This is a genomic window from Paenibacillus ottowii (assembly GCF_006874425.1).
Classification (GTDB): Bacteria; Bacillota; Bacilli; order Paenibacillales; family Paenibacillaceae; genus Paenibacillus; species Paenibacillus ottowii.
Window position 1 is genome coordinate 180912 of sequence record NZ_VIJZ01000008.1, and the last position, 13757, is coordinate 194668.

General features: G+C 42.6%; 13 protein-coding genes and 1 pseudogene. 3 read left to right on the plus strand and 11 right to left on the minus strand.

Going from position 1 to position 13757, the window contains the following annotated elements:
* Positions 1-106 precede the first annotated feature (106 nt).
* Positions 107-856 (plus strand): YdcF family protein, encoded by a 750-nt coding sequence (locus FKV70_RS18870; RefSeq protein WP_142613811.1) that lies wholly within the window; start codon positions 107-109, stop codon positions 854-856.
* A 109-nt stretch (positions 857-965) separates the two neighbouring features.
* Here the strand turns inward: FKV70_RS18870 and FKV70_RS18875 are convergent, their stop codons facing one another.
* Entirely contained in the window at positions 966-1421 is a 456-nt protein-coding gene (locus FKV70_RS18875) for a 2-thiouracil desulfurase family protein (protein WP_142613812.1), read from the minus strand.
* 260 nt (positions 1422-1681) lie between these two features.
* Between FKV70_RS18875 and FKV70_RS18880 the strand changes: the two are divergent.
* A pseudogene (locus tag FKV70_RS18880) lies at positions 1682-2047 on the plus strand (sigma-70 family RNA polymerase sigma factor); the annotation flags it as partial.
* Here FKV70_RS18880 and FKV70_RS18885 read toward each other — a convergent pair.
* From FKV70_RS18885 to FKV70_RS18915, 7 genes are all read right to left on the minus strand, one after another.
* The gene (locus tag FKV70_RS18885) at positions 2042-3541 is read right to left on the minus strand and encodes a recombinase family protein (protein WP_142613813.1); all 1500 of its coding nucleotides are present in this window, start codon (positions 3539-3541) and stop codon (positions 2042-2044) included. The pseudogene FKV70_RS18880 and the gene FKV70_RS18885 sit on opposite strands and share 6 nt — an antisense overlap.
* A gap of 161 nt (positions 3542-3702) precedes the next feature.
* Entirely contained in the window at positions 3703-4068 is a 366-nt protein-coding gene (locus FKV70_RS18890) for a phage holin, LLH family (protein ID WP_142613814.1), read from the minus strand.
* A 12-nt stretch (positions 4069-4080) separates the two neighbouring features.
* Positions 4081-5148 (minus strand): N-acetylmuramoyl-L-alanine amidase, encoded by a 1068-nt coding sequence (locus FKV70_RS18895; protein ID WP_142613815.1) that lies wholly within the window; start codon positions 5146-5148, stop codon positions 4081-4083.
* Complete coding sequence (locus tag FKV70_RS18900; RefSeq protein ID WP_142613816.1) at positions 5096-5437, minus strand: hypothetical protein; 342 nt, start codon at positions 5435-5437, stop codon at positions 5096-5098. The genes FKV70_RS18895 and FKV70_RS18900 overlap by 53 nt, the downstream gene beginning before the upstream one ends.
* A gap of 100 nt (positions 5438-5537) precedes the next feature.
* Positions 5538-9932 carry an LPD38 domain-containing protein gene (locus tag FKV70_RS18905; RefSeq protein WP_142613817.1) on the minus strand — a complete coding sequence of 1465 codons (4395 nt, stop codon included), beginning with the start codon at positions 9930-9932 and terminating at the stop codon, positions 5538-5540.
* Positions 9933-9942: 10 nt separating this feature from the next.
* Positions 9943-10167, minus strand: coding sequence for a lytic transglycosylase domain-containing protein (locus tag FKV70_RS25925; RefSeq protein WP_162305675.1), 225 nt, complete (start codon positions 10165-10167; stop codon positions 9943-9945).
* A 155-nt stretch (positions 10168-10322) separates the two neighbouring features.
* Positions 10323-11876 (minus strand): hypothetical protein, encoded by a 1554-nt coding sequence (locus FKV70_RS18915; RefSeq protein WP_142613819.1) that lies wholly within the window; start codon positions 11874-11876, stop codon positions 10323-10325.
* A gap of 120 nt (positions 11877-11996) precedes the next feature.
* Here FKV70_RS18915 and FKV70_RS25930 point away from each other — a divergent pair, with 120 nt between their 5' ends.
* Positions 11997-12173, plus strand: coding sequence for a hypothetical protein (locus tag FKV70_RS25930; RefSeq protein ID WP_162305676.1), 177 nt, complete (start codon positions 11997-11999; stop codon positions 12171-12173).
* On the opposite strand, the gene FKV70_RS25935 is transcribed toward FKV70_RS25930, so the two are convergent.
* The 3 genes from FKV70_RS25935 to FKV70_RS18925 all read right to left on the minus strand — a co-directional run bounded on the left by FKV70_RS25935 (position 12170) and on the right by FKV70_RS18925 (position 13756).
* A complete protein-coding gene (locus FKV70_RS25935) occupies positions 12170-12334 on the minus strand; it encodes a hypothetical protein (RefSeq protein WP_162305677.1) in 165 nt (54 codons plus the stop codon). The two genes, FKV70_RS25930 and FKV70_RS25935, sit on opposite strands and share 4 nt — an antisense overlap.
* Before the next feature lie 139 nt (positions 12335-12473).
* The gene (locus tag FKV70_RS18920) at positions 12474-13025 is read right to left on the minus strand and encodes a hypothetical protein (RefSeq protein WP_142613820.1); all 552 of its coding nucleotides are present in this window, start codon (positions 13023-13025) and stop codon (positions 12474-12476) included.
* A gap of 65 nt (positions 13026-13090) precedes the next feature.
* Positions 13091-13756, minus strand: a complete 666-nt coding sequence (locus tag FKV70_RS18925) for a hypothetical protein (RefSeq protein WP_142613821.1) — start codon at positions 13754-13756, stop codon at positions 13091-13093.
* Position 13757: the final 1 nt, after the last annotated feature.

Below are 13757 nucleotides of genomic sequence, written 5' to 3' on the forward strand. Positions count from 1 at the left end.
TTATATATTACGCCTACGAGACTACTTTATCAACAGAGGAATCCAATCATTTGCCTATGTTACAATGTATCCAATAGATAAAGCTTATAGGATAGGAGGTCTGTACTTGATTTATTTCATCAAATTTCTATACAGCTTCGTGCTTCCTCCCGGTTTGTTTATCCTCGTGATGGCAGGTCTTGTAATCTGGCTATGGCAACGGGCACGTAAACCTGCAATTGTACTGCTCGTTGTTACATTGCTGCTGTATGTTTCATCAACCAATTTGGCTGGAGATTTGTTAATCCGTAGCCTGGAAAAGCAGTACCCGCAGCCCCGTACCGTTCAAGGTGATGTTATTGTCGTACTGGGGGGCGGAGCTACAGAGGGAACTCCCGACATCAATGGACAAGGTAATCTGCTGGGGTCTGCGGCCAACCGATTGCTCACTGCAGCTAGACTGCATGAAGCAACAGGTCTACCTATCCTTTTTTCCGGTGGACAAGTGTTTGGAGACAGTGGTAATGAAGCCAATATTGCGCAAAGGCAGCTGTTAGGACTGGGTATTCCAGCAAAGGACATTTTTATCGAAAACCGTTCCTTGAATACACAGCAAAATGCCGTATATACCTCGCAAATTTTAAAACAACATCAGTTCACAAAACCTATCCTGGTGACCTCCGCATTCCATATGCCACGTGCTGCCCTGGAATTTCAACGTGCAGGTATGCAAGCAACAGCTTATCCAACCGACTATCTGGCAAGTGAAAGGTTGTCACTATATGCCGCCAAGCTCTCTCCTTCGGCTGGGGCCATATCTACTACCGGGACAGCCCTCAAGGAGTACTTAGGGATTTTGGCATTAAAGCTTAAATAATGTCATTACGCTGGTGTAAAACGGATACAACACAAACAAGCGTCTTGCGCTCACAGCTATAAGCCAGTAAGCGATCAAGACGCTTGATTTATCATTACATATTCTCCGGCTAAAAAATCTCCGATATTTGTTCTTCGGATATAACCTTAAAGCCTTCCCTTTTTAACAAGGCAGAGGTTACCCCGTTGCCTGCGATTTTTCGGTTTTCGAATGTGCCGTTATAGATCGCTGCTGACCCGCAGGACGGACTGTTTTCTTTTAAAATAATAAGTGACGCGTTAACCTCTCTAGCTATATGCAAAGCCTCGTGCGCACCTCTAATGTACATATCACTGACATCCTTGCCTGAAAGCTCGATCACCTTGGCTGTGCCCCTCAGCACGTCTTCTCCAGTCCCTCCAACGATCTCCGCAGGCTCTCGAGGCGTCATAAAGCCCCCCAGCAGCTCAGGACAGATCGTCATTGCCTTCTTTTCCTCTACCAACTTCTGAATATGTACATCCAAACTATCCGTCCCGTTGTATCGAACCTTCATTCCTGCCAAACATGAACTTACCAGAATCACTAGTCCCACCTCATATCCATCACTATTAAGTAATTAAAGTATAAACGAGTTTTATCATAGCGTCATCGTACAAAATGGCCTCTGACATTTTGAATTTTTATGGATTGGAGGCAGCTCAAGAAAGATATCGCGCAATTTGTTACAAAGCAGTTTTCGGAGTACAGGCACGGATGGGCACCTGCCTACATACAATAAACAGACCGCAAGCCCGGTAAGTAACAAAGGTCGTAAGTTTGCAACTACCTCAGGAGGTGTCATCCGTGCCCGGACTATTTAGTGCTATCGCTCTGTTCATCAAGGAATTGACGCTACTCGTTTCCTACGTGAAAAACAACGCCTTTCCGCAGCCATTGACTGAGAAAGAGGAAGCTCGACACCTAAAGCTGTTTGCCGAAGGCAACGCACATTCCCGTAACACACTTATTGAACATAATCTAAGGCTGGTGGCCCATATTGTAAAAAAATTCGATAACACCGGCGAAGATTTGGAGGATCTTATATCCATCGGCACCATTGGACTGATCAAGGCTATCGAAAGCTTTCAGACCGGAAAAGGAACAAAACTGGCAACATTTGCAGCCCGTTGTATAGAAAACGAGATCTTAATGACTATAGAGGTCCTAAAAGGTGATGATGTTCACTTCATCTTTAGTTACTCTCACTTCTCTAACCACCCGTCTGATTAGATTTTGCTTATCCTCAAATGTGAGTTCATCAGGATTAAGGGTCAGGTAGTATTCCAACGTTTCCTTGAGCAGATTACGGCTACTTTCGTAATTCTGTACATTCTCCATCTCAGCAGTCAATTCAGCATGCCGCTGTTTTAATCCCTCTTCTTTATCCGCAAGCTCCTTCAGTTCCTCGCGTATTTCCTCTTCTCCCATACCAATATCAGAAGAGAACAATTTAATAAGGCGCTTTCGAGCTGCTTTTGTCTTCTCTAGATCCTTTTCAATCCGCTCTAACTCCTGATCGGCAAACGAATCTTGGGTCTCTTCCATACTAGCGGCCGCAATTTCCTCTGGTTGGGACAACCACATGTGTACACGATCCCAAACGATTGTATCCAATGTGTCGCAAGCAATCTTCATTCCACAGCCTTTGTTTTTAGCACCTGCGGTATTCTTTATATCGCTATACTCAAGTTTATATGTTCCCCAGTTTTTCTGGCGACGACCAGTCATTGTATTCTCGCATACTCCACACCGGACCAAACCAGATAGTAGGTACTTGCGTAATCCAGACTTAGCATAGCGACGTCTCGCTTCTCCTAAGAGTTTTTGAGCCTGTTCGTACTGAAACTCAGTGATGATTTGCGGACAGTCGACCCAAATCCATTCTTCTTTTGGCCGCAATTTAATGGCTATTTTCTCTTCTTTAGATTTGTGTTTATTACCCAACATACCTTCTGTATCCCATTTGTTTTGAGCAAATTTACCTGTATATGTTTCGTTCATTAGTATTTGTCTGACTACTTGTTTGTGCCATACCTTTGCACCGCGCTTTGTCGGTATTTTTTGAGCCGTTAGATATACAGCTATACCATTTATTCCTTGTGCAATCTCATTTGGCTGAGTAAATAGGTTGAAAATGAGTTGCACGACACGCGCTTCATACTCATTAATGACATTTGCATTGTTCTGCTTGTCGTAATCATACCCATACGTATAATTATTCTTTACTACTTTTCCCTGGTTGGCTTTTTCTTTTCTACCACGTGACATACGTTCATTAATCTTCGCTTTCTCAAATTCGGCAATAGCACCACGCATAGAGTAGAATAATTGGCCTTCTGGTGTCTTGGCATACTCACCGTTTATAAACACAAGTTCAACACCACGGCGTTCAAATTCGTCCGTTATGATAAGCTGCAACATAAGTTTACGAGCCAAGCGGTCAGGATCTAAGCAAATAATTTTAGTGATTATTCCGTCTTTTACATCTTTACGTAGATCATCAAGTCCTGGACGCTCTAAAAACTCTCCAGATATACCTTCATCTAAATATACTTTTACATCATCAGTCCCGGCTTTCTTCTTTCCTTCCCTCACTTGAAAGTCGATTGAAAACCCCGTCTTGGCCTGTTCCTCTGTGCTGACACGTCCATACAGTCCGATCACGCTGCACACCCCCGTATTTCTGATAGAGATAATCATAACAGGCGGCTCGCAGCTTGTCAGTACATTCAGACGTTGTAAACTTTACATGCATCTGTGCATCACCTCAGCACATCGTATGCGCCGAGGGATTGTCCATATACTAAAAAAGAGCCCCGAAGGGCTCAAGCAGACTTTTTCGCATTTGCATTATAATCTTGTACAGCCTTTTCGATCACGGCCCGTATCTCCTGTTCTGTCACATTGATACCCATTACACGTAGTCTGCCAATCACATAGTCAATGGCTTCCTGCAGCTTCTTATCTCCTTCGAAATCTTTAAACACCGATTCAGCATATGCTACCGCCTCAACACCAACCTTATGCAAAAACTCCCGATCCTTAACGGATGTATTGGATACATAGTATTCTGTAGCCTTCTGTTGCGCCTTTTTAAGAGCACTTGTAGCAATCGTAGCCAATAGACCAATTAGCGCTGTTACGATGGTTAATACATACGGTTGAGCTGCTTCTATTAATTGTTCCTTCATTATAATCACTCCTTATAGTTTAGGGAAAATATCTACCCGTTTTGGATTTGTCTTGTCCCAAAAGATGCGAGCCCCAAGCGCTGTGGTTAGCGCACGAGCTGGCACATGACCGATACCGCCGATATTAACCGTCTCTACCGCATCACCATTGATAGTAACCTTGCCGTTGGTGTATCCGATCTTACCGCCAAGCATTTCACCAATCGGCCGGGATGGTACAAAGGTTACATTCTTGATGCTGTAGCCCGTGAACTCCTGACTACCTACAATGACCTCCATTGTCGGGTATGGCGCTGGATCTGCAGGTTTAGGAGTTACTGGCGTTGGTGTAGGCTTTGTATCAGGTCCCGTAAACGGAACGCCTACATGAGCGCACAAGCCTTTTGCGATGGCAAGGGCAACACGATTTTGAAAATCTACGTCGAATAAAGCTGCTTCCTCAACTGCATTACTTATAAAGCCTACTTCCAAAAGTACAGCATCCATTTTGGTGTGTTTAATAACGTAAAAACTACCATACGTTACACCACGATCTCGCAGCCCTGTAGCCTCTGCAAGTTGTTTGTGTATGGTGTTAGCAAGGTTTTTACTGGTCGGACGCATATAATACGTCTGTGTACCTGACGCCGATTTATTTGAATTACTGTTAGCGTGTATTGATACAAAAACATCAGCGTTGGCCTTATTGGCTATAGAAACCCGCTCTTCCAATTCTAAAAATACATCAGTACGACGTGTAAGAATCACCTTAAGTTCAGGATTATCTTTTAAGATAGACTCTACTTTAATCGCCATCGTCAAGTTAAAATCCTTTTCATTTTTTTTGGTAGGACCAACTGCTCCCGGGTCCTTCGCTCCATGTCCTGCGTCAATTACGATTGTCTTTTTCGCCATCTCGTTGTCCCTCCAGTTGTTGGATTTGTCTGCATCTTGGGCATAGGTAAACGTCACCCAGGATAATAAAAAGGGCCTTCTTGGCCCCTTCAGATAATTTTGCAAATCTTCGTTTGGCGTGTTCGCATCCCATTCAATCCCGGCCTCCTGCATGATTAAATCTATCTTGGATTCCATCCGCATCATTCGTATATCTTGTTCCTCTGTCAGTAGCCAAGGTAGCCACTTCCGAAGCAGTCTTTTCACTTTCTTCTGTTTCAGAATCAAAAATATTATTCCGGCCGCCGTTGACAGCGAAAGCCCGTTCTTGATGATCTGTTCTACTGCTGAAATTATAAAGTCGTACACTGCTGTCCACCGCCGGGTATAAAAACTTGTCTCGTGCTGTCGGGCCGAGCAACCATAAAACCATGTTCAAAAACTCTTGAGAAACCGCACATTCGCGGCTATCATCATCCAGTTCAATATATTCCATGTTGTTTCCCCCATAAAGAAAAGGACCGCCGAATAAACGGGGTCCTTAATAAGGTGTGTAGTTAGTAATCATTACCACTCGTTTCTATATTGGAAACAGGTTATCTTAAAGGAACCCCTGCTTCTTCTAATTGTTGGTTGATATCAATAAGTGTTTTATTAATCTCCTGTTGAATCACACGTTGTTGCTCTGTAACTTCGCGTGGTGACAATGAGATATTTGATCCAATCTCTCTCTTTTGATTTCTTAACTCTGATAAACGCTTGGAAAGTGAGCCATTTGCTTGAGATGTTACAGTCTTCCTTAATTCGTCATTATACCATGTTGGTATATTTCCTTTTCCATCCTGCAAATCTTTATACGCTTGCGTAAGCTTATCTTTAGCTCTGTAAAAATCATCGTTAAGAGTATTGGAGAATTGTGGATCAGATATAAAGTTTCTCAAAAGTGTTTTTGTAGGGTCTCCGGCCCCTTGTTCACTCGTAAGCGGCAATATCAGCCTAGCTGGATCACCACCATATGCACGTAAAAGATAATCCACTTTCTTAGGGGACATATTAAGTGTCTCACCTAATTTAATTGCTACGCCAGATGTGCGTTCGTCATAACGATTAATTGGTGAATTTCCTTCCAAATCCTGAGATTCAATAGGGCGACCTGCATAATCTTCGTTTGAGACCAAGGCCACACCTGGTGAAAGTATAGTAGAGTTAAATACACCTTTTAGGCTTTCTAATGGACCGCCTCCTCTTGTTATTCCTTTTAAAGCACCACTAACTACTGGAGGTGTCCAGACATCTACAATAGAATCCATAGCATCTTTAAAAGCATGTGGATCATTATCTTTGAAATGTCTAAGTGCTTCAATTGTTATCTCACCAAAAGAATTATACTGTGGTTCCATTGGAATTTTATTAAATGTACCATCATCATTTTTGCTTATATAAAGGAAACGATACCTTTCACGTGTTGGAATCAAATCGTAATCAGGATCGTCGGAAAATTGTGAGTATTCATATATTTTGGGCAACACAGATACCATTGCAATGGCTCCCAGTGTGCGAACTGGATTTTGTTTCAACCCTTTTAGAACTCGGTAAGTTCCCTGTACAGCCGCGTTACTATATGGGCTTATCGCTTCTATATCACGACTTAGAGCACCACGTCTGGAAAAGTTTACAGTGCTTTCTCTAGCGTGTTTCATGGCTTGTCTAATGTTTTCAGGCGTTCGTTCTCCACCTAAGCGCTGAAGTTCAAGCTTGTACGCTGCCATACGCGGAGCGTTTTCAGCGATATTCCCAACGCTCTCAAGCATTTTGAAAGGTGTAGCGGCCAGTTTACCAGCTCCTTTGACTATTCCTTTTGGCGTAAGTAGAGGGTCACGTGTCATAGCTGAAATATTGCGGTTCAACTTTCGATCACCTTTTAAAGCTGCTGAATACTCACCACCAGCTCGACGATATTCTTCCGCTAAATTTTTCAGTCCTGGAATGCGGAGACGATCACCAATACCGCTGAATATCGAATACACGGTATATCCAGCTTGTTTTAACGGTTGCCGCGACTGTATTGCAGACTGCGCAAGGTCCATCGTTGTACTTTTAATGGCGAACACTGGAGCAAACAAGCCTGTCGCGCCTCGTTTAGTAGCATTACTAAAAGCAGATGCAACATCAATAAGTATATTTGATGCTTGAGGACCCATACCAATAAGTGTTTTCACCATTTCTGGATCGTGTATTTGTACATAAACAGGTTCACCTTTGACCATAGCCCGAACAATATTATCCTGATCCATACGGGTGGTTTTGAAAAGGTTTTTAAAATCATCATTCATCGCCTCCACAAAATCATCCATACCATCTTCTTGTAGTATTTTTCTCAAGTCTTTAATACCTTTAGGTTTTTGGACAATTTCAGCTACACCGCGGTACTGCTCAGGATTCTTGGCAACAACACTTACTATGGACTGCATAACTCTATTGTTCATAGATGCATTAGTCCAAGCGCCCACCATTTCAACTGTTGTTTTTCTTGGATCTACTATGTCACGCATAGATCCGGTAGGACTAACTTTTTGCAAAGGCGCTTTTTGCCCTGAGAAAGATGAACTCGTAGTTTTAGCTAAGAATTTTCTTCCTGGTTTTTCAGAACGCTTGAATTGTCTACGCATTGGAGAATAGTTAGGGTTTTCCTGTCTAAGAGACTTAAATAGGTTTTCTGAAATAAGACCCTCCTTAACGCCGTAATAGCGCAATATATTCTCGTTAAATTGATCCCATTCTTGAGCTACTTCTTTAAACCCTGGATGCCTTTTATTTAAGACCTCAATCCGTGCCTGTATTTTATCTGGTGTCATCCCCAAGCTTTCAGCATAAACTTTTTCTCCTCTTGCAATACGCGTTTTAGCATGTCGCAGAGTCAAGTAATCGACGAATGCTTTATCTTGTCCACGTGCTACTTTTTTGAAAATGTCATTCAAACTAGGGCCAATTACTTGACCTTCAGGTGTTACAAATTTATCGCGTACAATAGTATTAGCGATATTATTACTTCGTGCAGTTGCATCCATAGCCGCTTCATAGGTGTCTTCACCTATTTTTTTAAGCGGATCTAATCGGTCCACTATATTGTGATAGGCTGCGCGTGCCTCTGCTGTAACTGTACTTTTAATACCTGCCACATCGTTTTTAATACTATTACGAACAATTTGATCTGCTGTAGTTAATGGACCTGCATTTATTCTTTTTGAGCTTCCAAAAGGAGAAATACCTACGCCGCCATTACCAAATAGGTTTGTAAACCAATTTTGCTTCATTGGCGCGGCATTTACTGGAGCGCTTGGTATATCATTCGTTGGACTTACCGCTGCTTCATCTGCTATATCCTGTTTAAAACCAGACTTGACTCTTGCATTTCCAGCTTCCATTTTCGCTTGTCTGACACGCAAGTAGTTAGGAACAGCAGGATCGCTAATATCAAACGTTCTTTGAGTATTCATAGAAGCCTTCCCAACACGTTGTACTTGGTTAGTCTCAGTATTTATAAAACGTTGTCTAGGCGCTGCTGCTTCTCCAATGAAAGTATTTGCTTGTGTCTCTCTCACAGGAAGTGGCACACCGAATTTCTCGCGTGTAGCTTGATTCTGGCGTGCTGTTTGTATCAAATCCGGGGTCGCCTGACGACGTGTTGCTGGATATGCCCGATCAATCAATTCGCTTAATCCCGGATCTTGGCGGTTTGCCATGCTTCCCCAAAGTTGTTCTAATTCTTCCGCTTCTCGCCCTGGTGTGAACTCCGTCTGATTGGCTACACGCATCAGATTTTCGAATTTAACTCGGTAAGGGTTACTTGCTAACCGACCAGTAGTTGCTGCTGCATTGCGTCCAGAAGGAAGTGCTAAAGGTTCAGGCCTCCAGTCTGTTGGATTAACAATGGTTCCTTCGCTGGTTGAAATGTTAGAGCGCTGTCTAGCCTGCGCCATACGTTGATCAGTACGTCCAAGAGGTAAGGCAAGCATTTCCTCTATTTCTTGTATTGGACGATCCCCTTTTATTTTGGTAAGAGCTGTACGTACACCACCCCCTAAACTTCTTAAGGCTACATCTCCTCCAGCGCCGAAAGCTGCTCCTACAGCAGCGTTGTGAAGCATTTCTCTGCCTGTGGTTTGATCATGATTGATCCCAATTGCAGTATTTCCGACTGCACCAGCAGCAGCGCCAGTGAGCGCACCACGAGTAAAACGATCTGCTGTCCCAGCGCTTACTCCTGGGATTCTAGTGGCTTGTCTACTAATTGTATTTGTAAGGGCATTACCAGCGCGTGTAGCAAGAACACCTTCAGCAGCTTCTAACGGTCCAGTTAATAGGTTTTGTCCTTTAACACCTGGAGCGGCAGGGTTAAATCCCATTGCTAATACGCCACCTATATTACCTGCATAATCCGCTACCTTATCCGCTGTTGCATTGCCAGTTGTGACGTTGTAATACGGACGGTCACCAATAACCATTCCGCCACCCGTACTTATCATACGGTTTGCGAAATTGCCAGCGTCTGTGTCGGACATTACACCTGTACCCCATTCAGCAAACGGTTGGATGTACTTCATATAAGGATGCTCTTGGGCTGTACGTCTAATATCTGAGATGCGTAATTGATATTCGGTTGGATTAGGAGGACCTTGAAGCGGCTGAATATCCAAGCCTGTAGCCGCCTTGTACGTATCCTTTGCCTTTTGATTGCCAGCAGAAGCACGGGCAAGAGTGCTATTTTCAATGAATCCTGGTCCAATCTTAAGGGCATCTGGCAACGCTGATAATACGCTTGTATCTGTAAGCTTCGGATTTGCACTTACATTGGCTTCGAACGCTGCTGTCCGCCTATTCATCCTTTGTTGTGGTTGTTGCCTTTGAAGCGTGCCATTAAGAGCATCTGTTTTTATTTGCTGCGCTCGCTTCCGTTGCTGTTCGACAAACTGTTCATATCGCGATGCCATTTAATCCACCTCAATACCATTTATTTTTATCCCAAAATGCTAGTGCCTTTTCAGGCGTTCCATAACGATCTTTAATATATTGAACTCCTGCTAATGCTTGTTGTGCTGGGTCATTCCAGTTCACGCTATTGCCCCCATAAGACTTGCGGGTACCATCCAAAAACTGAAAAAGCCCACGGGCTGTGGACTTCGGATTTTTGGAATTTGGATTAAAACTTGATTCCCGGGCAACCAATTCAAGCGTAGGTTGTAGCCAACTTTGCGGCAGTCCTTTTTGTTGAAGAGCAGACGCAACAGCAGAACTAGCAACTGAGTAATTACGCGGATTCGCCTTAGCGTCCTTTGCTGCTTTGTAATAGTTTTTATACGCCCCGGAGCCACCGGGGCTAGTCAGTTTCCCGATGCTATTCCATATTTCTGATCAAGCTTCTTGATGGTGTCACGCGATAGGCCAGACATCAACATCGCTTGATCATCTTGTCCATCTGGTAAATTCATAGCTACTACTTGTTGATATATCAATTCTTGTGTCTTCTCGTCAGTAGGTATCTTCTTAGTGGTCGGATCAGCATATTGTTGACGTATTCCATCAATGACTTGATTAACTGATGCGCCACTATATTTAGCTGTTGTGCCATTTAAGCTATCGCCGTATTTAAGCCAATCAATCGTGTTTCCATCTTGCTGAATTGCCGTCCGTTGTTGGTCAATAGCATAATTCAAACCAAACTGCCGAACATCTTCATCAAATTTAGCTTGATTAAACTGGTTTTCCCAACTTTGCTGCCCTTCGTTAAACTCTTGTTGTCTAGCAGCCAGACTGTTATTAAATTGCTGCTGTTGCGCTTGTAGCGTAAGCGGCGTATTTGGGTTATTTGCTTGTCGATTAAGCCCCTGCCAGTCGTCCTGTGGCGTTACAGCACGTCCCGTCATTTGACTGACCACATTAGCTGCATTCAAGTTTGATTCTTTGCGTTGTAGATCCTGTTGCTGTCCTTGTAATGTCCGGAACCCTGTACTTGCATTTTGTGCAGCGTTATTCGCATTCACATTCGCACCATACGCAGCAGAGTTAATGCCAAGAGACTCCAGTATCTTTCGTCTGTTATCAGCTTGTGCGCTTAAATCTGCACGCTGTTGGGCTGTGGTTCCTTTCGTTTCTGCCTGATTTTTGAATGTGAGAATATCATTTATAGCCTGCCGTGCTTCTGCTGGCATGTAGTTACCTGTCAGTTGTGCCTCTGCCATTGGCTTAGTAACGTCTTGTTGATACTGTAATCCATACAGGTTAGCAAGCTGCTGCGCTTGTTGCTGTGCCGCGCTTTGATCGTAGTTAGCCTTATCAATAAACCGTCCGTATGCCTGCTGCATCATTTGTGGCAACGTAGTATTTGCTATGCTTTCCATGGAACGATTGGCAAGCTGATTAGCTAACGTTTCGGAATAAGATGATTTACCTTGTCCGGTAGCTCTCAAGCCAGCATTGGTATTACGTTGAGCCGTTGCTAGGTTAGCCTGTGCCTCGCGCAAAGCAGCCTGATATGCCGGGTCAGAATCTGGATCATACTTGAACTCTGGCAACTTAGCAGCCTGTGTATTAGCCAAACCTGACAAGGAGTTGAGTGTCTGCTCTAAGCGAGGCGTAGGCGGTGTAAACGTCGATGTAGTCATGTTGTTTCGTACATTATTTGCTGCCTGCACCATAGGTGATGCTTTGGCTACTGTTGGCACAGATACGGGCTTAGTAGGTGACATGCCCTGCCAAGCACTATTAAAATTTTGCTGCGTGGACATTGCTGATCCGTTAGCAACTGAACCGGGTTTAAGAAAGTTTTTACCGTCCACCGTCACATACCCATTGCTGTATCCGATTCGGCTGTTATTTACTCCTTTGTTATTCAGAGCTTGACGCACACCGAAGTTGTTTTTATTGGTGGTTGCCATTGCATACCTCCGTTCTATTGAAAAATAAAGGACCGCTCAAAATTGAGCCGTCCATTTTTTTACTATCCATATTCTTCATACTCTACTAAAATGTAAATGTTAGAGAGGAGGTGGAACTATATGGCACAAAACGAATATGAAATCGCAAAAGATATTTTAGTTGCTGCAATTCAATCCGGGGCTTTTATTAAACCTCAAGTGCAAGGTAACGTTGCAAACACAAATAATCTCGTCGCTGAAAATTTAGGTGAAGCCTACAAAATTATTTTCAAAGCAGTACTAAAAGCTAATTCTTAATCTTTAGCTACAGCAATAAATTGTGACGCTGATTGAAGAAGGGCCGGAAGAGCAGTAGTATCAATAACTGGTCCTTCTTTCTTCAGTTCAGTTTGGATTTTATCACAGAGAATGTTAATTGTTTCGTCCAATTTATTTTGAGTATGCAAGTTAATCATCATAATTCCTCCTAATAGAAAAGGACCCTCATGTGAGAATCCTTTTGCTCATTATTTTATTGTTGTGTTGAACATTCTGAGAATTCAATTTTGAATTTTCAGAATACTTCTACACAAATGGCGCAACGTCGCACCCTTTACATTATTGTTTTTCTAGTTCAGCTTTTTGCTTTTCAAACTTCTCAACATTTTTTTCTCTGTCGGCTTTATTGTTTTCATAAAATTCTAGGATTTTTTTATTAGATTCAACATCACGGCCTGAATCAATGAGTATTTGTTGATTTTTAATAGACGCATCAAGAACTTCAATCTGAGATTTATTTTCTTTAATTGCACTGTTCAATTGTTCTAGAGTCAATGGAGTTTCTTTAATTATTTTCTTTGTTTCTTTTGTTTCTGCAATAGGCTCCGTAGTTACTGGATCAGGTTTAATTTCTTTAGTAGACTCGTCACTCAATGAAATGCCCTCTTTTCCAAACTGGACTTTCATTCCAGCTGCTTCGGCAACTGATCGTACAGGCGCGTAGCTTTTACCTTCAACTACAACAGCTTTGTCGATAGATTTACCGTTGACTGAAACTGCGGTCTCTCCTTGAATTTTCTTTCCAACCAAACTTTGAATTTCATCTGCAAACGACGTTGCTCCTATTGTAAATAGCGCACCAGCTAAAAATCCTGCTACATATTTTTTCATGATGTGTCTCCTTCGTTCCATTTTTCACCAATATAACACATCATGAATAGTATATAAATTCTTTTTTAAGGGTTTTCTAAAGATTCAAGACGATTATATATTTCGTTTAATTCGTCTTGAAGAGTTTTGTTTTCATCAACATTTTTAAGCTTACTCCATCTTTGTATATCAACTGTCTCTGAAGGGTTAAGCTTTATACTTCCTCCAGCAGATTGAATATTCATATTGCCTATAGACAATACTTCAAAACCTAAAATAGTATTTAGTCTGCCTTGTATTTCTCCATTTCTCACAAAATTAAGTGATGGTCCTTGACCATAGTCGGGTTCAATAGAAATATATGTGCCCTCATTATAAAAAGCAGCAAGCAAGTTTCCCTCTGACCCCATCTCGATCTTAGGGTATTCGCCATTTGTACTACTCAAAAGAAACTTAGTCAGCGTAACCAATCCACTCTCAAACACCTTAAAAGCTGCCTTAGCACGGTCTGGATCACCAGCCCATATACGTAAATCATCCTCATCCGTTCGTGCGCTGCTCATGCCTACGGCGCCGTCTCTGGATTGTAGCTCAGTTTTGTTTACGTTGTAGCCACCAATCTCACGGACATTCCTAGAGTCGATTGCCCCGTTTACGATAAACTCTAATTCTTTAACTACCTTTGCGAACTCATCCAACAGTTGAGCGTGACTGGTTTGTGCGGTTAATAGTGGAGCTTGAAACATTGCCATG